General features: G+C 70.7%; 18 protein-coding genes, 1 tRNA gene and 2 pseudogenes. 14 read left to right on the forward strand and 7 right to left on the reverse strand.

The genetic code is table 11. From position 1 onward, the window contains the following. Positions 1-139: 139 nt before the first annotated feature. The 3 genes from ACWC24_RS35245 (at position 140) to ACWC24_RS35255 (ending at position 3,922) form a co-directional block, all read left to right on the forward strand. Positions 140-1,624: a vanadium-dependent haloperoxidase gene (locus tag ACWC24_RS35245; RefSeq protein WP_450666975.1), complete on the forward strand. Its 1,485-nt coding sequence runs from the start codon at positions 140-142 to the stop codon at positions 1,622-1,624. Between the two features lie 420 nt (positions 1,625-2,044). Next, complete coding sequence (locus ACWC24_RS35250; protein ID WP_450666976.1) at positions 2,045-2,629, forward strand: TerD family protein; 585 nt, start codon at positions 2,045-2,047, stop codon at positions 2,627-2,629. A gap of 297 nt (positions 2,630-2,926) precedes the next feature. Then, entirely contained in the window at positions 2,927-3,922 is a 996-nt protein-coding gene (locus ACWC24_RS35255; RefSeq protein ID WP_450666977.1) for an acyl-CoA desaturase, read from the forward strand. A gap of 217 nt (positions 3,923-4,139) precedes the next feature. Here the strand turns inward: ACWC24_RS35255 and ACWC24_RS35260 are convergent, their stop codons facing one another. Further along, a complete protein-coding gene (locus ACWC24_RS35260) occupies positions 4,140-4,484 on the reverse strand; it encodes a DUF4265 domain-containing protein (protein ID WP_450666978.1) in 345 nt (114 codons plus the stop codon). A gap of 238 nt (positions 4,485-4,722) precedes the next feature. Here ACWC24_RS35260 and ACWC24_RS35265 point away from each other — a divergent pair, with 238 nt between their 5' ends. The 3 genes and pseudogenes from ACWC24_RS35265 to ACWC24_RS35275 all read left to right on the forward strand — a co-directional run bounded on the left by ACWC24_RS35265 (position 4,723) and on the right by ACWC24_RS35275 (position 9,042). Then, positions 4,723-7,809, forward strand: coding sequence for an FG-GAP-like repeat-containing protein (locus tag ACWC24_RS35265; RefSeq protein WP_450666979.1), 3,087 nt, complete (start codon positions 4,723-4,725; stop codon positions 7,807-7,809). A 94-nt stretch (positions 7,810-7,903) separates the two neighbouring features. Beyond that, positions 7,904-8,273: pseudogene (locus tag ACWC24_RS35270) on the forward strand (hypothetical protein); the annotation flags it as partial. A gap of 301 nt (positions 8,274-8,574) precedes the next feature. Next, positions 8,575-9,042 carry a DUF4240 domain-containing protein gene (locus tag ACWC24_RS35275; RefSeq protein WP_450666993.1) on the forward strand — a complete coding sequence of 156 codons (468 nt, stop codon included), beginning with the start codon at positions 8,575-8,577 and terminating at the stop codon, positions 9,040-9,042. Between the two features lie 92 nt (positions 9,043-9,134). Here ACWC24_RS35275 and ACWC24_RS35280 read toward each other — a convergent pair whose 3' ends face one another. Then, positions 9,135-9,593, reverse strand: a complete 459-nt coding sequence (locus tag ACWC24_RS35280; RefSeq protein WP_450666980.1) for a hypothetical protein — start codon at positions 9,591-9,593, stop codon at positions 9,135-9,137. A gap of 247 nt (positions 9,594-9,840) precedes the next feature. On the opposite strand from ACWC24_RS35280, the gene ACWC24_RS35285 reads away from it, so the two are divergent. Beyond that, complete coding sequence (locus tag ACWC24_RS35285; protein WP_450666981.1) at positions 9,841-10,227, forward strand: type II toxin-antitoxin system RelE/ParE family toxin; 387 nt, start codon at positions 9,841-9,843, stop codon at positions 10,225-10,227. Further along, positions 10,224-10,562, forward strand: coding sequence for an XRE family transcriptional regulator (locus ACWC24_RS35290; protein ID WP_450666982.1), 339 nt, complete (start codon positions 10,224-10,226; stop codon positions 10,560-10,562). The genes ACWC24_RS35285 and ACWC24_RS35290 overlap by 4 nt, the downstream gene beginning before the upstream one ends. 392 nt (positions 10,563-10,954) lie before the next feature. Here ACWC24_RS35290 and ACWC24_RS35295 read toward each other — a convergent pair. Further along, a tRNA-Arg gene (locus ACWC24_RS35295) sits at positions 10,955-11,027 on the reverse strand. 362 nt (positions 11,028-11,389) lie between these two features. Here ACWC24_RS35295 and ACWC24_RS35300 point away from each other — a divergent pair. Then, positions 11,390-11,665 (forward strand): annotated as a pseudogene (locus ACWC24_RS35300) (alpha/beta fold hydrolase); the annotation flags it as partial. Positions 11,666-11,705: 40 nt separating this feature from the next. On the opposite strand, the gene ACWC24_RS35305 reads toward ACWC24_RS35300, so the two are convergent. Together ACWC24_RS35305 and ACWC24_RS35310 are read right to left on the reverse strand one after the other, a co-directional pair. Beyond that, positions 11,706-13,421: an IclR family transcriptional regulator domain-containing protein gene (locus ACWC24_RS35305; RefSeq protein WP_450666983.1), complete on the reverse strand. Its 1,716-nt coding sequence runs from the start codon at positions 13,419-13,421 to the stop codon at positions 11,706-11,708. Positions 13,422-13,533: 112 nt separating this feature from the next. After that, positions 13,534-14,820 (reverse strand): M6 family metalloprotease domain-containing protein, encoded by a 1,287-nt coding sequence (locus tag ACWC24_RS35310; RefSeq protein WP_450666984.1) that lies wholly within the window; start codon positions 14,818-14,820, stop codon positions 13,534-13,536. Between the two features lie 302 nt (positions 14,821-15,122). Between ACWC24_RS35310 and ACWC24_RS35315 the strand changes: the two genes are divergently transcribed. Both ACWC24_RS35315 and ACWC24_RS35320 read left to right on the forward strand, forming a co-directional pair. Then, positions 15,123-15,785 (forward strand): TetR/AcrR family transcriptional regulator, encoded by a 663-nt coding sequence (locus ACWC24_RS35315; protein ID WP_450666985.1) that lies wholly within the window; start codon positions 15,123-15,125, stop codon positions 15,783-15,785. A gap of 209 nt (positions 15,786-15,994) precedes the next feature. Continuing rightward, positions 15,995-17,539, forward strand: coding sequence for an MFS transporter (locus ACWC24_RS35320; protein WP_450666986.1), 1,545 nt, complete (start codon positions 15,995-15,997; stop codon positions 17,537-17,539). Between the two features lie 115 nt (positions 17,540-17,654). Here ACWC24_RS35320 and ACWC24_RS35325 read toward each other — a convergent pair whose 3' ends face one another. Beyond that, positions 17,655-18,185: a MarR family winged helix-turn-helix transcriptional regulator gene (locus ACWC24_RS35325; protein ID WP_450666987.1), complete on the reverse strand. Its 531-nt coding sequence runs from the start codon at positions 18,183-18,185 to the stop codon at positions 17,655-17,657. 164 nt (positions 18,186-18,349) lie between these two features. On the opposite strand from ACWC24_RS35325, the gene ACWC24_RS35330 reads away from it, so the two are divergent. Continuing rightward, positions 18,350-19,138 (forward strand): dioxygenase family protein, encoded by a 789-nt coding sequence (locus ACWC24_RS35330; protein ID WP_450666988.1) that lies wholly within the window; start codon positions 18,350-18,352, stop codon positions 19,136-19,138. Between the two features lie 72 nt (positions 19,139-19,210). Here ACWC24_RS35330 and ACWC24_RS35335 read toward each other — a convergent pair whose 3' ends face one another. Further along, positions 19,211-19,741, reverse strand: a complete 531-nt coding sequence (locus tag ACWC24_RS35335; RefSeq protein WP_450666989.1) for an N-acetyltransferase family protein — start codon at positions 19,739-19,741, stop codon at positions 19,211-19,213. Positions 19,742-19,941: 200 nt separating this feature from the next. Here ACWC24_RS35335 and ACWC24_RS35340 point away from each other — a divergent pair, with 200 nt between their 5' ends. Both ACWC24_RS35340 and ACWC24_RS35345 read left to right on the forward strand, forming a co-directional pair. Then, entirely contained in the window at positions 19,942-20,940 is a 999-nt protein-coding gene (locus ACWC24_RS35340; RefSeq protein WP_450666990.1) for a sigma-70 family RNA polymerase sigma factor, read from the forward strand. 648 nt (positions 20,941-21,588) lie between these two features. Further along, positions 21,589-22,197 (forward strand): TetR/AcrR family transcriptional regulator, encoded by a 609-nt coding sequence (locus ACWC24_RS35345; protein ID WP_450666994.1) that lies wholly within the window; start codon positions 21,589-21,591, stop codon positions 22,195-22,197. The last annotated feature ends 49 nt before the right edge of the window (positions 22,198-22,246 follow it).

The following is a 22,246-nucleotide window of genomic DNA, read 5'->3' on the forward strand; positions in this document are numbered from 1 at the left end:
AGCGTCACCGAATGGGCATTTCTGCATAAATTCGCACGATACGTAAGGCGTGCGACATATCGGCGTGGTTGATCACGATTTATGCATATCCGATCTTACGCTGCCGCTGTCGATCAGCGACGTCGTCGAAAGGAATGCCATGGCCCCCGCGCTCGAGCACGGCCGTCCGCCGGCCCCGAAGTCCGCGCTCTCCTGTCCGAAGTCCCGGGTCGGAGGGCGCCGGGGACGCCTGCGGGCCGCCGTCATGGCCGCTGCCTTGCTCACCGGAGCCGGAGTGACCTCGGTGGCGGCCGGTGGGGCACCGGCCACCGCCGCGACGCGGTACGACGACGACCCGACGCAGTACTGGAACAGGGTCCTGCTCCAGACGTTCCGCAACGCGCGGGGCTGGGACGCCTCGCCCGGCAAGCTCAGCAGGTCCGGGGCGATGGTCTTCGCGGCGGTCTACAACGCGGAGAGCGCCTATCAGTACACGTACGAGACCTTGAAGTACGAGCCCTACCTCAACAAGCCGTTCAAGTACGCCGGCAGGCATTCACGGCCGGGTCCCAATGAGCAGGAGCGGCTGATCGACCGCACGGCGTACCGGATGATCTCGCAGCTCTACCCGGACGACCGGGCCTACATCGACCGCAAGTACAAAGAGCGGACCGGCCGCTCCCCCTACGCCTACGACCCACTCGACCGCCTGGTCGTCGACCGGGTGGTGCGGCAGATCGACAGGTCCCGGGCGGGCGACGGTTCGCACAACCCGGCGACCTACCACGGCAACACCACCACGCCCGGAGCCTGGCGGCCGACGGGCGGGGCGGACTGCACGAAGAAGACCGACGCGGTGACCCCGAACTGGGGCAAGGTGCGGCCGTTCGTGCTCCGCTCCGGCTCCCAGTTCCGGCCTCCCACCCTGCGCGGCTTCACCAACTACGCCGATCTGGTGGCCAGTCCGGAGTACGCGCGCCAGCGCGAGGAGGTGCGACGGCTCGGCGCCGTCGACTCCACGGTGCGCACCTACGAGCAGACCGTCATCGGCTGGTTCTGGGACCACGACCTGGACGACACCTACCACCCCCCGGGTCAACTCCTGGAACTGACCGGGATCGTCGCCAAGAAGTTCCGGCTCGACACGTACGACACCACCCGCCTGTTCGCGCAGTCGGCACTGTCGCTGGCCGATGCCGGGATCGCGGCCTGGGACAGCAAGTTCGACAGCCCGATCAGGCTGTGGCGCCCGGTGTCCGCGATCCGGGCGACGGGCGGCGTGAACGCGAACTGGGAGCCGCTCAGCGCGGACCGCGCAGGACGGCCGTTCACTCCGTGCTTCTCCGCCTGGACCTCCGGGCACGCCAACTTCACGGGTGCGTGGGCGACCGCGATGCAGCACTTCTTCGGCCGTGACGACGTCTCGTTCATCGCGCACTCCGAGGACCCGCACACGCTCCAGGCGTTCCGCCTGATGAGGAGCTTCAGCCAGGTCGCCCGGGAGGGCGAGTTCAGCCGCATCTACCTGGGCGTCCACTTCCGCTGGGATGCCGAGGACGGAAGGCGGATCGGCACCGACGTCGGCGACTACGTGGCCGCCAACGCGCTGCTGCCGGTCCGGCCGGGCCGTCCGCACCACGGGTGAGACGACACGGCGCCCCGCGCCGGGGCACCGGCCCGACGGGATCGCAGGAGGAGCCCGAGACCGCCGCGTGAGGGCGGGTCGCCGCGCTCGCCGGGCGCCCGCCGATGCCGGAACCGCACGCCGAAGGCCCCGGACCGCGACCGGTCCGGGGCCTTCTCCCTGCGCTCCCGGCGGAGTCCGAACCCACCGCGCCCGATCGAGGAGCCCGAGGAGCCCGACGAGCCCGACGCGGCCGGCGTCGCGTCGGCCGTGGTCCGTGCGCCGTCGTGCCGTCCGTGCGCCGCCATGCCGTCCGTGCGCCGCCGTGCCGTCCGTGCCGGGCGAGGACTTCCTGGACCTGCGCGGAAACAAGAATGGAACCGCGAGGGTGTCGGGCAGACTCTGCGTTGTAGTCCCTTTGAGACAAGGATGACCCACAAAATGATCACACTCACCAAGGAAGACGGCCCGGCGGACCTGGACGGAGTGACCCACCTGTCCATCGGCGTCTCCTGGGATCCCACCGCCGGCAGCAGCGGCGGAGTGCTGGGCAACCTGCGCCGCAGGAGCGGCACCGACCTCGACCTGATCGCCATAGCCATGCAGGGCCGGGAGCCGGTGCGCCTGGCGGGACTCGACTCGCTCGACCCGATGGGCAACGGCTCGCTGGTCCACAGCGGCGACAACCAGACCGGGCACGGGGACGGTGACGACGAGACGGTGACCGTCGAGTTCGCCCGGATCCCGCCGCACGTCACGGCGATCGTGTTCGTGGCCGCCGCGTACAAGAAGGGCAGTTCCTTCCAGAAGGCGCGCAACATCAGCTTCAAGGTCTACGACGCGACGGGGGGCAGTTCTCAGCAGGTCGCCGACATCTGGCCGAGCCTGCTCACCCGGGACAACGGCTGCGCCGTCGCCAAGGCGGTTCGCGTCGGCGACAGTTGGAAGCTCGAGGTGATCAACACGACGGGCCAGATCAAGCAGGGCGACGAGCACGCCCTGATGCGTTTCGCGGTCAGCAAGTAGTACGTCACCGGAGTCCGGCGCATCGCCCGCGGCTGTACGACCGATGCCGGCCGGATCGCCTCCCGCGTCCGGCACGGCTCGGTCGACGCCCTCGGACGCGGGGCGCCGCTCCGCGCGTGCGCCGTCCGCGGCTCCGGCGCGGAAACGTTCACGCCCTGGACATAGACGACGACCTGCGCGGATGCCCCCCGGTGCGATCGTGGGTCCTGGACCGCCGAACGCGCTCGAAGGCTCATGGGCGCGCTCCGGGTCGGTCCGGCACCGGCTCCGAAAAGGCTGAGCGATGGTGAGGGACCGATGAACCCGAGTGACGCCGACCGTACTGAACACACCGCCGCCGGACAGCAAGTCGACACCGGGACCAAGCCGCTGCTCGACGCCCCCCAGACGGCCGCGGCGGGGGTGACGATGTGGATCTTCGTCGTCGTTCCGCCGGTCTCCCTGGTCGCCGTGCTGCCGTTCGCGTGGGGACGAGGCCTGTCCGCACTGGACCTCGGCATGGCCGCGGTCTCCTACCTTGTTTCCCTGGCGGGCCTGACGGTCGGCTATCACCGTCTCTTCACGCACCGCTCCTTCAAGGCACGGCGAGGCCTGCGGATCGCTCTGGCCGTCGCGGGTTCGCTGGGGGTCGAGGGCTCACCGGTCCAGTGGGTGGCGAACCACCGGCGCCACCACGCCTTCGCCGACCGCGAGGGCGACCCGCACTCGCCCTGGCGCTACGGCACCGACACACGCGCGCTGCTCAAGGGGCTTTTCCACGCGCACATCGGGTGGATGCTGAAGCGCGAACTGAGCAACCGCGCCAGATTCGCTCCCGACATCGCTGCCGATCCCGATCTGCGGATCGTCGGCCGGCTCTTCGGGCCGCTGGCCGCTGTCTCGCTCCTGACCCCGGCGGTGGTCGGCGGGTCGGTCACCGGCACCTGGACGGGCGCGCTGACCGGGTTCTTCTGGGCCGGTGTGATCCGGATGGCGCTGCTGCACCATGTCACCTGGTCGGTGAACTCGATCTGCCACGTCGCGGGCAGGCGCCCCTTCGCCGGCCGGGACAGGGCCACCAACTTCTGGCCGCTCGCTCTGCTGTCCTTCGGCGAGAGCTGGCACAACTCCCATCACGCCGACCCCACCGCAGCGCGCCACGGCGTGCTGCCGGGCCAGCTCGACCCGGCGGCCCGCCTCATCTGGGTGTTCGAGAAGCTGCGTTGGGCCCACGACGTGCGCTGGCCGAGCCCGGACCGTCTCGGCCCCCGCCTGCTGCCCGACCCGTCCGCCTCGCACGGCTCCCCGGGCTGACCTGCGTGTCCGGGGGGTGCGTGTCGTGCAGGGCCCCGCAGTGCGAAGGTGGTGAAGACCTCGGTCCGCACGACCCCCTGACGACGAGGGGTGCTCGACGCTGCCGCGTGGCGCCGAGGCCGGCTGCGGGACACAGGCTGATGTGACCGCCGTGCTGTTGCGGGCCGTTGGAGGTGCGGCAGTGGTGCTCTCGTGCGACGAGGACCGGACGTTTGCATCACTGGGCTTGAACCGGTTCGGCTCTGTGGGGTCGTGTCGGATGGACCGGCATGGTGCCGAGGTACTCCGGCGCTCCCCGGCGTTCGAGGGTGATGAGGCGGATGGTGCAGTTCTCCGACCGGCGAACCACCTCGCCCGCCCATCGCACGCCTTCGTCATCGGGCTCGGTGGCCACGACATCTCCGCAGGCGATGCCTCGCACGGACCAGGGGATGTTGTCGAGCCGTGCAGTGCCGTCCCCCTGGTCGACCGCCCACAGGCTCTCCACCGATGCCGGGGGCCGGTCGCCCTCGATCTCGAGCCGGAAGTGCACCTTCACGTACGGGCCCTCGGGGTTCGTCATGGTGCCCAGGACGCAGCACCCTGAAGCGCCGGCCGCAGGTGGGTGACCGATGACGCCGCTTCCGGCGCGATCGTGCCCGCGTCGGCGGACGGCCACCGGCTGATCTTCGAAGTGTCCAAGTCCGGGGCGACGTGGGATTGATCTTTGCCCGACCTTCCCTCGGGCCACAACCCTGCGGCCGTTTGCCGAGTCTTGATCATGCAAGTGCCGTAGCTTTCCACTCCCGTGGAGGAACCAAGTGGGCAGACGTGCCCTCATCCGTGGCGGTATCGCCGCCGCCACATCGTTCACCCTGGCCGTCGGTCTCGGACCGTTCGTCATGGACGCGTACGCGGACGCGGCCACCGAGGTGGTCATCCCGGCGTCCACGTCCCTGACGCCCGCGACCCATCTGTTCAGCGCGGGCCCGTCGGGGTTCCTGCGCTACGAACCAGGGCGCGGCCATGTGTGGACGACCTACACCGGTGAGGACACGGTGGTGGACGCTTCGGCCACCGAGGTCGACGGCATACCGGAGTTCGGCGCCGGCTCGGACGTCGTAGCCCGCTATGACGCCGGCACGCGGACCGTGAAGCTGCGGGGCATGGCGGCCGGGGGGACCGAGACGACGATCCCGCTCCCGGACGGCGACGTCTACCGGGGGACGCTCGGGCGGACCGTCGTCACGACCGGCTGGAGGTCGGACAGGCTGACGTGGCACCTGCTCGACCTCCAGGACGACGGCACGGTGGGCGACCGCGAGGTGGCGGGCCTCCCGGACGGCCTCTCCTCCAACGCTTCCGTGAGCACCGGCGACTCGCCCGTGGCCGACGCCCACGGCATGGTGGTCCAGTACTGGACCGACAGCGGGACCCGCAGCGGCTGGCTCGACGCCGACAGGGGCACGCTGACCGTGCTGCCGTACAACCCGACCGTCACCACGAGCGGGCGGGTGGTCCTCACCCCCACCCACCTGGTGTCGTGGGACGGGAACCACACCGTCTCCGTCTACTCCCGCGACGACCTGACCAAGGCCGTCAGCACCGTGCCGCTGGAGAACGACGGCGCGACCCACCTGCTGGGCATGGTCGGCGACCGGATCCTGGTCTCCCGCTACGACTCCGCTCTCGGCGCCGAGGACGGCACCCTGCCCGTCTGGCGGGTCGACGCGCTCGCCCCCGACGGCTCGACGACCAGGACCGTGCTGGCCCGCTCGCAGAGCCTCTCCTACGCCGTCCCCACCCCCGACGGCGGTCTCCTGGTGCCCGGCAGCAGGGCCGACACCGCCGACTGGGGAGTGAACCTGGTCCGCGCGGGCACCGACGGCAGCCCTGTGGTCCGGAAGGTCGCCTCCTCCGCGCTGGACCCGCAGGCCGACCCCGTGCAGGCGCTCACCCTGGACAACGGCCGGCTCACCGTGACGGAGCACGACCGCGACCTGGGCCGTACGTACCTGTACAGCCGGACGATCGGCACGGGCGGCGACACCCTCACCGTCGGCTCCCGTACCGACCGGGGCGTCGTCACCGACCCCGGGCCGCACATCGAGGGCACCGGGGACGGCCGCACGGTGATCTGGAACGAGTGGTCCACGCAGGGCGACCGCGTCCCCCGGGTCGTCCAGCCGGCGGGCACGCTGCCCGGCACGGCGATCGACCCCCGGAGCAACTACGTCCGCGTGTGGGACGCCAAGGGCCGGTACGCCGCGATGGCCACCGAGTACACCTCGAAGGCCGGGTCCGAGACACGGGTGGTCGACCTCGACACCGGCGGCACGACGCTCGCCTCGGCGCAGCACGGCCGGGCGATGTGGGGCACCACCCTGTGGGTGTGGGAAGGCGGCGACGTCGTGACGCCGGTCGATGTCCGCACCGGCGCCAAGGGCGAGTCGGTGTCGTTCGGTTCGAAGTGCGGCCTGGAGGACCTGGAGGCGGTCGGGCGCTGGCTGCTGTGGACGTGCTCGGGTTCGGGACTGAACGAGAGCCAGGGCGTCTACGACACCGTCACGAGAACCAAGCTGACGCTCACGCAGGGCGACTGGGAGACCGCGAAGCTCGGTGACGGTTTCGTCGTCATGGACGTGGACGGCGAACTGAAGGTGATCGACGTCCGTGGCGGCGCCCCCGTGACGCACGCGGTGGGTACCGTCTCGGCCGGGCAGCCCTGGGACGTGGATCCGTACACCGGCCTGATCGCGTACGTGGACGACCAGGAGAACACCCACCTGGTGCCGAGCGGCGTCCCCGTCTCGGCACTGTCCCAGCTCGACTCCTCCGTCGCGGGCTCGGTCGACGTCAAGGGCGGCGCCGCGCTCTGGAGCCCCAGGTGGTGGCTGTCGAAGCCGGTCGCCTCCTGGACGCTCGCGCTCAAGAACAAGGCGACGGGTACGACGGTGCGCACGCTGTCCGGCGGTGCGGCACAGGGCGTGCTCCCTCCGACGTGGAACGGCAAGGACGCGGCCGGCAAGCTCGTCGCCGACGGCGCCTACACCTGGACGCTCACCGCCGTCCCGGCCGACGGCCGGGGCGCGGCCCTCACCAGGACCGGCGCGCTCAAGGTCACCGGTGCGGCCCCGGTCCGACGGGACTTCGCCACCGCGGACGGCTTCGGCGAGGTGCTCACCCTCAACGGCTCGGGCGCACTGACGTACCAGTACGGCATCGGCACCGGAACCCTGACCGGCAAGAAGACGGGCTCCGGCTGGCCGACGAGCGCGGTGTTCGTGCCGTACGGCGACCTCAACGGCGACCGGTGCAACGACGTTCTCGTCCGTTACGCCACCGGTGCCCTGCGCGCCTACCGGCCCGCGTGCGGAGCGGCGGTGACCCCGTCGACGGCGTACACCTCGCTGGGCACCAGCGGCTGGACGCAGTACGACGTGCTCACCTCGCCCGGGGACGTCAGCGGTGACGGCCGCGCGGACCTGATCGCACGTCAGGCCTCCACCGGGGACGTCTACCTGTACAAGGCGACGAGCGCGGGCAAGCTGTCGGCGCGGACGAAGATCGCGTCCAAGTGGACGGGCTACAAGAAGATCGTGGGCGTCGGCGACCTCAACGGCGATGGCCACGGCGACCTGCTGGCGCAGGACAAGTCGAACGAGCTGTGGCGTTACGACGGCACCGCGACGGGCAAGTTCAAGAGCCGGGTGAAGGTCTTCAACGACTGGGGGGCTTCGTACAACGTCGTCGTCGGCGTGGGCGACATCACCGGCGACGGCAGGGCCGACATAGTCGCCCGCGACACCTCCGGCGCTCTCTACCGTTACAACGGCACCGGGAAGGGCTCCTTCGGCGGCCGCACCAGACTCGCCACCGGCTGGCAGAACTACAAGGGCGTGTTCTGACCCACCCCCTGTCGGCACAAATCCCTTCGTTCGTAGGGTCGTTGACCGGATCGCCGGATGAGGCTGCTTGCCGGCATGGAGGACAGTGGGGGGCGTGACCCATCCACATCTGCCCACTACCGAGGCCGCCGTCACCGCTGTACGGGAGATCGCGAGGGAGTACGACCTCGCGATGACCGTGAACGACGACATCGGCGCGGACCAGACGTCGCGCCGTACCTCGGCCGGGGCGTTCACCGTTCTCGACCCGGACGGCTCGCTGCCACACGAGGCCTTCATCGAGTTAGGGGGCTCCCCGCGACTCCGTCCCGGCTTTTCTGCGGTCCGTCTACGGTGGCCTGGCATACGTGAAGGGGCGGTCCTTCCCGCCCGGGGCATGGCTGACCGTCCCGTTGGCCGGAGACGAGACCTACAAAGAGTCGCTCCGTATGACTCCGACCCCCTGGCTCGCCCGCGCCATCCGCAGCCAGCGACGACGCAAGTCGCCGACCGCCCCAGTCATGACGTGGCCCTCTCCGTGCTCGAGTGGCTGAATGCTGCGCGCGCGGCACGAAGACCGGCTGGCACGGCCCCGGCCCCTCGGCCTGTGCCCCCGGCAGGATTCGAACCTGCGACACCCGCTTTAGGAGTTCGATCTATGCCCGCCCCTGGTGCCGTCGTCGCCAGGTCCGGCGGTCGCCCGGGGGTGCTGGTGGATGCCGCCGTCCGGCCTCGTTGATGTCAGCAGTGGATGTCAGACCGCTCTGGCATCCTGCGCCGGTGACCATGACATGGGCCGCCTTCTGGGCGCTGATGGCCACCCTGAACGGCGAAGCCACGGAGGCGAGCTGTCGACGCCTGGCAGAGGAGCTGAGCCGCCGTTCCGTCCCCGACATCATCGGCTTCGCGGAACGTCATGCCGAGGCTCTCCACCGCTTGGACCAAGAGAAGTTCGGGACGCTTCCGGTCGCCGACATGACGGACCGGAACGGCGAGCCCTTCCCACAGTCTGCCGACGTGTTCCTGTACGCCCGTTGCGCCGTCGTCGCCGCGGGACGAGCCGTATGGGAAGACGTCTTCTTCGACGTCGACAAGTTCGCCCCGTACACCTCCACCGAGTTCGACGGGGAGTGGCTGCTGTACGTGCCGGATCAGGCGTACGAACTCGCCACCGGGAAGGAGTGGGACCGCCCGACCCGGTACTGCTTCGAGAGCTACTCCAACAAGGATGGATGGCCGGACCTGGGGTGCTGAGGCGGCCCACCGCTCGGACCCTTGTATCCGGCGCGACTGTGGCACGCAGCGAGCAATCAGCCCGGAACCTGGCAGGCTCGGCCGCCCGGTGCTCAACCGCCGTAGCGGCTGTGCAGATCGTCGGTGATTCGCGACATCAGTCTGATCGAGTCCTCCATCGGCGCTTCCACCAGTGGACGTTCCGTCTGAGGGTCGTAGGCGGTGAGCCCGGTCTCCTTCTCGACGACGGCGGCGAGGGCGGAGACCAGGCCGAGCACGACCGCGGCCTCGTCCCCCGCGTGCCAGTAGGGCACGGTGATGCTCACCTCGTCACCGAAGACGGACAGGCCGATGCCTGTGCCCGAGTGGCTCAGGTCCCGCGACTCCTGCTCGTACTCCGTGATTTCCGCTGGGCCCAGCAGCCTCCGGGCCTGCGGCACGATTCGGTCCCAAGCCTCAAGGAGAGGGGCGGGTATCGGCTCGCTGTCCTCGGCCGTGTCCTCCATGGCTTCCAGGACCTCGTCCCAGGACTGCCCGTCGCGTCGGTTCAAGAAGTAGATGTCGTAGCTCACCGCGTGATCGTAGGCACCCGCATACGGCGAGGGCGAGGCCGCTTGCCCGCGCTGGCTTCGTCGGCGGCGTCAGCTTGGGAAGCTGTGATCATCCGGGGGCGGCTCGATCTCTGGCCCAGGCGAAAGACCGTGGCGAGGCTTCGTCGGGAGCGGTCGCTTCCATCGTGGTTTCCTGCTCGATCCGGTGGGCTCGTGGTGCGCTCCGGTCTCCTCGGATCGCCGCGGCGAAGTTAACGCTTGCATTAACATGGCGGCTGTGGCTCAATGGGAAGTGGTCCTTGTCGGGGAGGTGGCGGCGTGGTTCGAGGCGCTGGCCGAAGAGGACTGGGACAGCGCTGAACAGGTAGAAGACGCCATCGACATGCTGGCGGCCACGGGGCCGACGCTCGGCCGTCCACTGGTCGACCGGATCAAGGGTGCCGAGAATCATCACCTGAAGGAGCTGCGGCCGGGATCGTCCGGGAGCAGCGAGATCCGCATCCTCTTCGCCTTCGATCCGGTGCGCCGGGCGGTACTGCTGGTGGCCGGCGACAAGGCCGGAAACTGGCAGAGCTGGTACGACATCAACATTCCGCTCGCTGAGGAGCGGTACCGGACGCATCTGGCCGATCTTGAAACCAGGGAGTACGAATGAGTGCCGTGAGCTGGGAGGAGACCAAGCGCAAGGCGCGCGAGCGGCGTGCGGCCGCTGGGCTTCCGGTGCGGTCGGCCCAGGAGAAGCAAGCGGCAATGGACCGGCTGACCGCTGAAGTGCGTGCTCACAAGCTCGCGGAGGTCAGGCGTGAACAGGCGCTGACTCAGCGCCAAGTAGCCGCGTCGATGGGGGTCTCGGCACCTCGGGTCTCCGCGATCGAGCACGGTGAGCTGGATCGCGCGGAGGTCGCGACCCTCCGGGCCTACGTGGAAGCGCTCGGTGGCCGGCTGCGCGTGGTCGCGGACTTCGGGGACGCCGAATACACCGTCGCCTGAGACGCTTACCGCCAGCGGCCGTGGAGTTGGGTCCAGCGGCCGACGCTCTCGATGAACAGGAAGGCTTGGGTCTGTGACCTGGGCCTTTACTGGTGACCCAGGTGTGGGAGCCCGGTGCGGCGTTGTCCGCCGGACGTAACCTCACCGGGCCCACCCGTCGACGCTCAACCAGATTGTTCTGCCACCACGTCAGCCACAACTGATCCCCGCGCGGCCGTGACCTGCGGCCGTCTTGTCGATGCAACGTCCTGCTCGGCCGGATCGAGGAGGCTGCCTGACGAAAAGTACGAGGCGTACGTCCGGCTCCACCTCGTGCCAGAAGTGGATGTCAAAGGCCCCGGACCATGATCGGTCCGGGGCCTTTCCAATACATCGCGCCTGTTCAGGCACTGTGCCCCCGGCAGGATTCGAACCTGCGACACCCGCTTTAGGAGAGCGGTGCTCTATCCCCTGAGCTACGAAGGCGGGGAACTGTCGGTAGACGTGTCCAGAACGAGGCCGCGCATGTGGCCCGCTCTTGGCATGTTTTGGACAGGTTGGTGATCGACCGGTGAGGGCCTGCTCGCCGCCGCCAGTGTAGCGGGTGGCGTGCTCGACGTGCGGGGTTGTGTCTTGCCGAGGGATCCGGCGCGGGGTGGTGGGGTGAACGGGGTGGGGCGGCTTGCCGGGGTCGTCGGGAGGAGATCGTGTCGAGTGCTCGTGTGACGACCTCGGGAGTCGCGACGGTGTCGGTGCGGGTCGTACGTCAACGCGGCGAGTTGCCGTCAGGTGATGTGCTGCAGCAGCGCGGCGACCGCCGGCGGTGCCTCGCCGGGAGGTCGTACCACTGGAACGTCGCGGCGGGTGGTGGCTTCTTCGCCGCGGCCGCCGCGCCGTCGACCTGGTACACCGACTTCCGGGCCGACATCCCGGCCATCGACGTACCGGCCCTGATCCTGCACGGCACGGGCGACCGGATCCTCCCCGTCGAGGGGACCGCGCGCCCCTTCCGCAAGGCGCTGCCGTCCGCCGACTACGTGGAGATCGAGGGCGCCCCGCACGGGCTGCTGTGGACCCACGCGGAAGAGGTCAACTCCGCGCTCCTCGCCTTCCTGGGGAAGTGACCGGCCACAGGCACGCGCGGCTTTCCGGTGCCGGGAACGGTCAGGCCACGGGGACGCGGGTGAAGCGGCCCGCCACGTGGAGGTCGGCCTCGATGCGGTGGGCCGTGGCGGTCAGTTCGGGGAGGAGGCCGTTCAGACACTCGTCGACCGTGCGGCGGGCCACGTGTGTCGCCGTGTTGAGGGCGGCGACGACCCGGCCCGTCCGGTCGCGGACCGGGACCGCGAGCGAGCGCAGTCCCTCCTCCAGTTCCTCGTCGACCAGGGCGTAGCCCCGCGCGCGGGTCGTGGCCAGGGTGCGGGCGAGGAGCGCCGGGTCGGTGATCGTCCGGGGGGTGAGGGGGCGCAGGGTGTCCGGGGCGCGCTCCGGCTCCGGCACGTCCGCCAGCAGGACGCGGCCCATCGAGGTCGCGTACGCGGGCAGTCGCGTCCCCACCGTGATGTCCACGCTCATGACGTGGCTGGTGGCCACCCGGGCCGTGTACTGGATCTCCGTGCCGGTGGCGGTCAGCACCGCGAGTGACGTCGACTCGTGGACGCGGTGGGCCAGTTCGGCCATGTGCGGCCGGGCGATGCGGGGGAGCGACGTACGCGACAGGGGCGGGAAGCCGAGCGACAGGACCCGGGGGGTGAGGGCGAACGTGCGGTCGTCGGACGCCGTCACCAGGCCGAGGTGTTCGTAGGTGATCAGCGCCCGCCGGGCCGTGGCCCGCGCCAGGCCCGTAGCCTTCGCCACCTCCGTCAGCGTCAGGCGGGCGCGGCCCTCGCCGAAGGCGGTCAGCACGGTCAGGCCACGGGCCAGCGACTCGACGAAGTCCCGGCCCAGTTCCTGTTTCGACGCGCCCGTCCAGGTCGCCAGGCCCGCCGGGGCCGGTCCGGGTGTCGGCGCCGGCGCGGTGCGCAGGTCGTCCTCCATCGCCGCCACCGCCGTGCGCAGCCGGGGCAGGAGTTTGTCGCGCAGATCCGTCGCCGTGTGCCGGCTGGTGTGGCTGACCACGCTCGCCGCGCAGGCGATCCTTCCGGTGTGCGGGTCGCGTACCGGGACGGAGACCGCCACCAGGCCCGGTTCGATCAGCTGGTCGTCCAGGGCCCAGCCGTCCGCGCGAGCCCGTTCGGTGCGCTGTCCGAAGTCGTCCGGGGCGTCGGGGGAGCGCGGCGGTACGGTCGGGAAGGCGCGGTCCTGCGGGTCCGCCGCCCGGCGTTCGTGCCGGCGCCGGACGTCCGCCGCGTCCCACTCCGTGGCGAACAGCGCGCCCGGCGCGGTGCGTTCGGCCGGGAGCAGGTCGCCGATGCGGAAGCTCAGGGACATCGCGCGGCGGCGGGTGGCCTGGTGGATGAAGCGGATGCCGTCGTGGTCGGCCACCGCGAGGGAGACGGACTCGTCCAGCTCGTCGGCCAGCCGGTCGGCGCGGGCGTCGAGCAGGGCGGGCAGCCGCAGCGCCGCCAGGTAGGCGTTGCCCAGTTCCATCACACGGGGGGCGAGGACCACGTCGCGGCCGTCGAGGCGTACGTACCCCGTGCGGGCCAGAGTGGCGGTGATCCGGTCGACCGTGGAGCGGGCGAGGCCGGTGGCGCGTTCCAGGTCGCTCGGGCTGAGCGTCCCGCCCGCCTCCGTCAGCCGCCTCAGCACCGCGACGCCCCGCAGCAACGGGGTCACGGCCTCGGCGGGTACGGCGGTGGCGGCCGGGTCGGCGCCCCCGCTGGGGGTGGCGTCGGCGCCGGTGGCCCCGTGGGCCTCGGTCCTGGGGTTCGCGGGCATCGGTTCTCCGGTACGGCGTTCGCGGCAGGCCCACCGTAGTCCCGGTCCTGGTCCGGTGGTGGCGGGTGGCGCCGGGACCCCTGCCGGGCCGCCGGGGGCTTCGGGAACGGTCCTACTGCCGTGTCACCCGTATCCGGTAGTTCCCCGACAGGTCGGCCGACGCGATCGCGATCCGGATGCCGTGCTTGGGGTCCTTGAACTCCTCGCCGGGGACGAAGGGGGCGTCGGAGAGTTCGGCCTGGACGTTCGGGCTGCGGGTGCAGCCGCCGGAGTCGGGCCGGGAGTCGTACACCGTGACCGGCCCCATGCCGGTGTCGACCGACGCGTCGATCTTGTAGATCAGTACGCCCGGTCGGCAGACCGCCTCGTCGTTGCCCCCGCGGGTACGCAGTTCGACGGCGTAGCCGCTGCGCCGGCCGAGGGGGACGAAGACGAGCTTCGGGCCGCCGGCGCGTGCCAGCGGGGTCAGCTCGTACTCGGTGGTGCCGTGGTGCGCCGCGCAGCTGACCTGTGAGGCGTCGAGCCAGCCCAGCTTCCACTTGTGCCAGCCGAGCAGGTCGTTGTCGGCCCCCCAGTCCTCGCTCATGATGTCCCAGTGGCCGACCGCGCCCCCGCCCTCCTGGGTGTAGAGGTCGGGCAGGCCGAAGACGTGGCCGTTCTCGTGCGGCAGGACGCGGTAGCCGGTGCGGTCGTAGGAGCCGGAGCCGTCGTCCTGGCGGGAGTAGACGAAGGAGGCGTTGGCGACCGGGACGCCGTCCGCGACCGGCGCGTCCTTGTTGCCGGCGAAGGTCACCGACAGGACGGTGTCCAGGGCGGAGGGGCCTGCGTTGGGGGTCACCAGCACGTTCAGCAGGTCGTACGAGCGGAAGTCGACGCTCGGGTCGGCGCCGGCCACGATGTCCTGGATCAGGTCGCGGTACCCGGGGTCGAAGGGCGCGCCGCGCTCTATCCCGTACGCCTTGAACGGCTTGGGCATGCGCAGCCAGTGGGTGATCGGTGTCTCGGGGCGGTAGTCGAGGCGGCCGTAGGAACTGGTGCGGAACCACTTCTGGGTCTGCGGGAAGAACTCGTGGAAGCGGTCCATCGCGCTGCCCCGGCCCGGCGCGTCGGAGAAGTCGACCATCAGGGTCAGGGCGTGGACGGTGCCGGTGGAGCGGGAGTAGCCGCTGATGGTCGGGACGCCCTCGGACATCTGGATGGACTGGTCCCCGCTGATCATGCACGGACCGAGGGCGGCGGGAACCCGGCTCAGGGATATCGGGCCCGCCCCGGCCGACGTGGAGGGAGCGAGGTGGCCGGTGCCCGCCGAGGTGCTGAGCGCGAAGGTCAGGGCGGTCACGGATGCCAGGGCAGCCACACGGTACGGGCGTATCCGACGGCGGGGCGGCTGCGGCTGCATGCGTGTGCCCTTCGCTCCAGGCAGCCGCCGGAACCAGGCTGCACCCTTGCGATTCACCCTGGTTCGGTGGCCCGACACGCGCGCGCTGGAGGGGCCGATCGTGGGTTTCTCACCGGTAGGCGGGCCCATGGCGCGTGACGGCGGTCACATCGGGCGCGGGCGAGGCATGGCCGGAGGGTGTGTGGCTCAGGTCACATGAAAACTCTTCGGAGACGGGAAATATCCGGGGATCGTTTCCCCGTTTAGACCTGTGTTCGCGCGAAACGGGGAGACCGTCCCCGGATCGCAGTCACCTTCGACCGATGGAGCATGCCGTGCAGACCGCGTCCGTGACCCCCGTGCAGCGCAGGCACACCCGGCCCCGCGCCGACGCGCTGCGCAACCGGGAGCGGATCGTCACGGCCGCCAGGGAGATGTTCGTGGAGTTCGGGCCGGATGTGCCGCTCGACGACATCGCCCGCCGTGCCGGGCTCGGCAATGCCACGCTGTACCGGAACTTCCCCGATCGGGACGCCCTCGTCCGCGAGGTCGTCTGCTCGGTGATGGACCGTACGGTGCGGGCCGGTGAGGTCGCGCTCGCCGAGACCGGCGACGCGTTCGCGGCGCTGGAGCGCTTCGTGCACGCCGCCGCCGACGAGCGGATCGGCGCGCTGTGCCCGATGGTCTCCAGCACGTTCGACGAGCACCACCCCGACCTGGAGGCCGCGCGCGAGCGTGCCGAAGGGGTCATCGAGAAGGTCATGGACCGGGCCAGGGCGGCCGGGCAGCTCCGTACGGACGTGGGCGTCGGCGACCTGATGGTCGCCGTGGCCCAGCTCAGCCGGCCGCCGGCCGGGACGGGATGCCTCAGCGTCGACCGCTTCGTCCACCGCCATCTGCAGATGTTCCTGGACGGTCTGCGGGCCCCGGCCCGCTCCGTCCTGCCGGGCACCGCCGTGACCATGGAGGACCTGCGCCGAGCCTGAGCCGTATCGACAGCGACACCGACACGCACAGCCACAGCCACAGCCGTATCGACACCTCGCGTACCTCACCGGTCCGTGGACCGTTGATCTGAAGTCCGTCCGAAACCCGTCTCGAACAGCGGGGCAGACGGCTCGTCAGATCGTCAGAGCGTCAACTCGTCCCTTTCCTTTGCCTTTTTTCGTATCGAAGTCCCGAAGTGGGTACCCCCATGTCTGAAACAGCCCGGCGCGTCACCGACGTGACCGACGCACATTCCAACCGCTGGAAAGCGCTCGTCTTCATCGCGCTCGCCCAGCTGATGGTCGTCCTCGACGCGACCATCGTGAACATCGCGCTGCCCTCCGCCCAGCAGGACCTGGGCATCTCCGACGGCAACCGCCAGTGGGTCATCACCGCCTACGCGCTCGCCTTCGGTGGTCTGCTGCTCTTCGGCGGCCGGATCGCCGACATCTGGGGCCGCAAGCGCACCTTCGTCACCGGCCTGATCGGCTTCGCCGCCGCGTCGGCCCTCGGCGGTGCCGCGCAGAGCGAGGGCATGCTGCTCGGCGCCCGCGCCCTGCAGGGTGCCTTCGGCGCGCTGCTCGCGCCCGCCGCGCTCTCCCTGCTCGCGGTGATGTTCGTCGACGCCAAGGAGCGCGCCAAGGCGTTCGGCATCTACGGTGCCATCGCCGGTGGCGGCGGCGCCGTCGGTCTGATCCTGGGCGGCTTCCTCACCGAGTACCTGGACTGGCGCTGGACGTTCTTCGTGAACATCCCGTTCGCCGTCGTCGCCGCCGCGGGCGCGTACTTCGTCATCCGTGAGCCGGCCGGCGGCCGCAACCGCTCGCCGCTCGACATCCCGGGTGTCCTGCTGTCCACCCTGGGCCTGGTCTCCCTCGTCTACGGCTTCACCCGCGCCGAGTCCGACGGCTGGAGCGACTCCGTGACGATCGGTCTGTTCGTCGCCGCGGCGCTGCTGCTCGCGTCCTTCGTGTTCGTCGAGTCCAAGGTCAAGGCCCCGCTGCTGCCCCTGCGCGTGATCACCGACCGCAACCGCGGTGGCGTCTACCTCTCGCTCGGCCTCGCGGTCATCGCGATGTTCGGCCTGTTCCTCTTCCTGACCTACTACCTCCAGGTCGTGAAGGGCTTCTCGCCGGTCAAGACCGGCTTCGCGTTCCTGCCGATGATCGTGGGCATGATCACGGGCTCCACCCAGATCGGCGCCCGCCTGATGACCCGCGTCCCGCCGCGGCTGCTCATGGGCCCCGGCTTCCTGACCGCCGCGCTCGGCATGCTGCTGCTGACCCAGATGGAGATCGGCTCCTCGTACGCGGGTCTGCTGCTGCCGGCCCAGCTGCTGCTCGGTCTCGGCATGGGTACGGCGTTCATGCCGGCCATGTCCCTGGCCACCCAGGGCGTCCAGGCGCGTGACGCCGGTGTCGCCTCCGCGATGGTCAACACCTCGCAGCAGGTGGGCGGCGCGATCGGTACGGCCCTGCTGAACACGATCGCCGCCTCGGCCACCACGTCCTACGTCAAGGACCACATCGCCTCCGCCGGGTCCAAGCCGCAGCAGCAGCTGGTCCAGCTGGAGGGCATGGTGCACGGCTACACCAGCGCCATCTGGTTCGCCGTCGGCATCCTGGTGGTCTCCGCCTCCATCGCCTTCACCCTGGTCAACGCGGGCCGTCCGGGTTCGACCGTGGTGCGCGGCAGTGGTGAGGGTGCCGAGGACGCCGAGGACGAGGTGCCGGTTCCGGTGATCGCCCACTGACGGCGCCCGCCCGGTCGTATCTCTTCGGGCCCCGCGTGCGGACGAGGAAGGGGACGTCTCGTCCGCACGCCCGTGGGCCCGCCCCGGCCGTGAGCGGGCCGCCGTGACCGGTCGCTCAGCGCTGCCAGGGCAGGTCCGCGCCTGCTTCGTTCGGCTGGAGTCCCTCGGCGACGATCTGCATGATCTCGCCGAGGGACTTCTGCTGTTCCGGGCTCAGCCGGTCGAACAGCGCCTGCCGTACGGCCGTCACATGGCCCGGCGCGGTGCGCCGCAGCACCTCGAGGCCCGCGTCCGTGAGCACCGCGAACTGGCCCCGCTTGTCGGAGGGGCAGTCCTCGCGCCGGACCCAGTCGCTCTTCTCCAGGCGGGCGATCGCGTGGGAGAGGCGGGAGCGGGTGATCTTCGCCTTCTTTGCCAGCTCGGTCATCCGCAGCTGGCGCTCCGGCGCCTCGGCGAGCGTGACGACGAGGCCGTAGTAGATGTGCGGCATGCCCGCGTCGCGCTGGAGCTGGCGGTCGAGGTGATCCTCCAGCAGCGTGGTGGCGTGCAGATAGGAGCGCCAGACGCGCTGCTCCTGCGGGGTCAGCCACTGGGGCTCGTCGGCGGGTGCGGGGGAGGCGGGGGGCGCCGCGGATGCCGTGTTCATGTACTCCACTGTACGAGGGTTGTCCTTGAAGTTTAAACAAAGCGGGGTTAGCCTGGACGACAGTTAGCTTTAGAGTTCAAGCACTGGTCGCGGAGTTCGAGCACCGACTGCGCGCCGCCGACCAGGTCCGACGACATCCGGTCCACCGGAGGGAGCCCCCCGCCATGTCCGCCGCCCAGGAGCGCATGCCCGCCCTCTACCTCAGCCACGGCGCCCCGCCGCTCGCGGACGACCCGGTCTGGCCCGGTCAGCTCGCCGCCTGGTCCGCCGACCTGCCGCGGCCCAGGGCGATCCTCATGGTCTCCGCCCACTGGGAGGAGGCCCCGCTCGCCCTCGGCGCCACCCGGACCGTGCCGCTCGTCTACGACTTCTGGGGCTTCCCGGAGCACTACTACCAGGTGACGTACGAGGCCCCCGGCGCCCCCGGGCTCGCCGAGTCGGTCCGCAAGCTGCTGCGCGCCCCGGGCACCCCCGTGCAGGACATCCCGGACCGGGGCCTCGACCACGGCGCCTACGTCCCGCTGGCGGAGATGTTCCCGGACGCCGACATCCCGGTCCTCCAGGTCTCCCTGCCGACCCTCGACCCGGTACGGCTGATGGAGATCGGCCGCAGGCTCGCCCCGCTGCGCGACGAGGGCGTGCTGATCGTCGGCTCCGGCTTCTTCACCCACAACCTCGCGGCGCTGCGGCACACCGGCCCGGGGGTGCCCACCTGGTCGTCCGAGTTCGACGAATGGGGCCGGCGGGCGCTGGAGGCGCGTGACTGGGACGCCCTGCTGGACTTCCTCCACAAGGCCCCGGCGGGCCGCTACGCCCACCCGCGCACCGAGCACTTCGCCCCGCTGTTCGTGACCATGGGCGCGGCGGAGGTGGCCGGCGAACTGGACGACCAGCGGTCCGTGATCGACGGGTTCTGGCTGGGCATGGCCAAGCGGTCGGTGCAGTTCGGCTGAATCCGTGCGACGGGGGCGGCACGGCCGACGCGTACGACGGATGCGGTCCGGCCGGGCCTCCGTGCGGCTCGGTCAGAGGTCCTTCTCGTACCAGGCCACGTCCCAGTAGCGGCCGAACTTGCGGCCCACCTCCCGGTAGGTGCCCACGTGCCGGAACCCGAAGCGTCCGTGCAGCCGCACGGACGCTTCGTTGGGCTGGGCGATGCCCGCGTAGGCGCGGTGCAGGTCCTCGCCGGCCAGCGCCTCGAAGAGCGCCTCGTACAGGAGCGTGCCGACGCCGCGGCCGCCGGCCCCCGGGGCGACGTAGACCGTGACCTCGACGGAGGTGGAGTAGGCGGCCTTCGCGCGGTAGGGGCTGGATGTGGCGTAACCCAGAATCTCCTGTGAGATCCCTTTCGGTGCCCCCGACGTGGCAACCATCAGGCGGTGCGGACCGTCTTCAGGGTGGGAGAGCAGCCAAGGGCGGCGCTCCTCCGGAGTGAAGACAGCCGTGTCGAAGGTGATGGGTGTCTCGCGTACGTAGTGGTTGTAGAGGGCCGTGAGGGCTTCGAGATCACTCTCGATCCCCGGCCTGACCTGGACTTCTGTACGTTCCGACGGCATCGGTCCCCCTCCGTGGCGGCACAGGGTACTGCATGATCAGAAAAATAGGGTGACGGGTTGGGAATTCTGTCCTGATTCCAGTCGTTGTTTCCATCGGATGCAGGGCACCCGAGCAGAGTCCGGAGAAAGCCGCGAGAGTCCCGGGCGCGGTGTCAGGCGTTCGCAGGCCCACCCGCACCCACCATCGCAAGGGAGCACGCATGGCAACCCGTGCCGTCGCCCGTCGTAAGTCCGCCACCGGCGAGACGGCCGACGCGGCAAGCAGTGTTCGCACCCATGGCGGCGAGATCGCCGACCGCGACCTGGTCGGCATGTATCTCGACGAGATCGCGCGTACACCGCTGCTCGACGCAGCCAAGGAAGTCGACCTGTCCCAGACCATCGAAGCGGGTGTGTTCGCGCGGCAGGTCCTCGACGGTGAGGCGGAGTCCGGCACGGACGCCACCCGCGAGGAACTGGAGGCGCTGGACGCCGCCGGGGAACGGGCCAAGGACGTCTTCATCCGTTCCAACCTCCGCCTGGTCGTCGCCGTGGCCCGCCGCTACCCGCGCAGCGGTCTGCCCCTGCTCGACCTGATCCAGGAAGGCAACGCCGGTCTGGTGCGCGCGGTCGAGAAGTTCGACTACCGCAAGGGCTTCAAGTTCTCGACGTACGCGACCTGGTGGATCCGGCAGGCGATCACGCGCTCGATAGCGGACCAGTCGCGCACCATCCGTCTCCCCGTCCACCTGGTGGAGGAGCTGGGCCGGATCCGGCGTGTGCAGCGCGAGTTCAACCGCGAGAACGGCCGTGAGCCGGAGCCCGCGGAGATCGCCGCCGAACTCGGCTCGACGCCGGAGCGTGTCATCGACGTGCTCGACTGGGCCCGTGACCCGGTCTCGCTGAACATGTCGGTGGACGACGACGGCGACACCCAGTTCGGCGACCTCCTGGAGGACACCTCGGCGGTGTCGCCGGAACAGTCCGTCCTCACCCTGCTGCGCAGCGAGGAACTGGACGGCCTGATCGGCCGCCTCGACCAGCGCACGGCCTCCATCATCAAGATGCGTTACGGCATCGAGGACGGCCGTGAGCGCACGCTCACCGAGGTCGGCAAGGAGCACGGTCTGACGCGTGAACGCATCCGCCAGATCGAGAAGCACGCGCTCCTCGAACTGAAGAAGCTGGCGCGCGACACCGGGTTCGACGCGGCGGCGTGACGCCGACGGCGTGAGGCCGGCGCACGACGCGGTGCGGGCCTTCGCCTGTCGGCGTACGCACCGCCCGGCGTACGGCCGGGGCGTGTACCTGATGGGTGCGCCCAGGGCCATGCGCTGGGGTCGTACGCCGGGTGGCGAAAGTCCGCGCAAACATGGCGATGTATCGCCGCTTCAACCCGCGGGGCCCGGGAACAAGACTCCCGGGCACGGGAGTCCGGGCCCTGCGGGGTGGCCGGGGACGCCCGCCCTCGCACCGATGAGCCAGGTCCCGACGCAATCCCCCCCCGGCGCCGGGACTTTCCCAGAGTCGGGCTTCGGCGCCCATCCCCCCGGGTGCCGGGGCCCGGCTCGCCCCCTCCGGCAAGAAGCTTCCGGATATGTGCACGCCTGAAGGGCGGGGCACCCCGTACCTGAACTCCGGGGTGGCCCGCCGAATGGCAGATTGTGCCACATGGGCATAGCCTGCCGAGCGTGAGTACCACCCCCGCACCAGCTCTTCCCGGCTCCTCCTGTTCCTCCCCCTCCGCTCGTTCCGCTTTTGTCGCCTCTTCCGCCGCTTCTTCTGTGGCCTTCGCGGCCGCCGGTCCCGCCGGCGTTCCCGCGGCCGCCGTTCCCTCGCTGACCGAGCGGCGCAAGGCGGCGACGCGGATGGAGATCGCCCGGGCGGCGGCACGTCTCTTCGCGACACGCGGACTGCGCGCCACCCGCGCCGAGGACATCGCCCAGGCCGCCGGGATCGCCCCGCGTACCTTCTACCGCTACTTCGCCACCAAGGAGGAGGCCGTCGCCCCGCTGTACGCGGCCGGCGCACGGCACTGGGCGGAAGCGGTGCGCGAGGCCCCGGCCGGGCTGTCGCTGCCGCAGGCCCTCGAACACGCGGTGCGCGGAACGCTGACCCCCGGGGCCGGGGTGCCGGCGGTCTCCTGGGAGTGGGCCCGGACCCTGATCCGGCTGGCCGAGGCCGCTCCGGCGCTGCGGAAGGTGTGGGCGGAGGTCTGCCACGACGCGGAGGGCGAGCTGACCGAGATCCTGGCGCGACGGCTGGCCCAGGGCGACGACATCGTTGCCATCCGACTCGCCGCGTCCCCGAGGCTGCGCTTCGCCGCGGCCACCGCGAGCGCCGCGGTCCGCGTGGCGGTCGAGGTCTGGGCGGCGGGGAACGCGGCACCGGCCTCGGCGGAGGGACCGGCGGCACTGGCGCTGGGCAACCTCACGGTGCTGCGCGGCTTCTCCTGGGACGACGTGCGGCAGGACTGACGGTGAGAGCGGGCGGGTGAGCGCGGGCGGGCCCGCCCGCGCTCACCCG

The organism is Streptomyces sp. NPDC001443 (assembly GCF_053597355.1).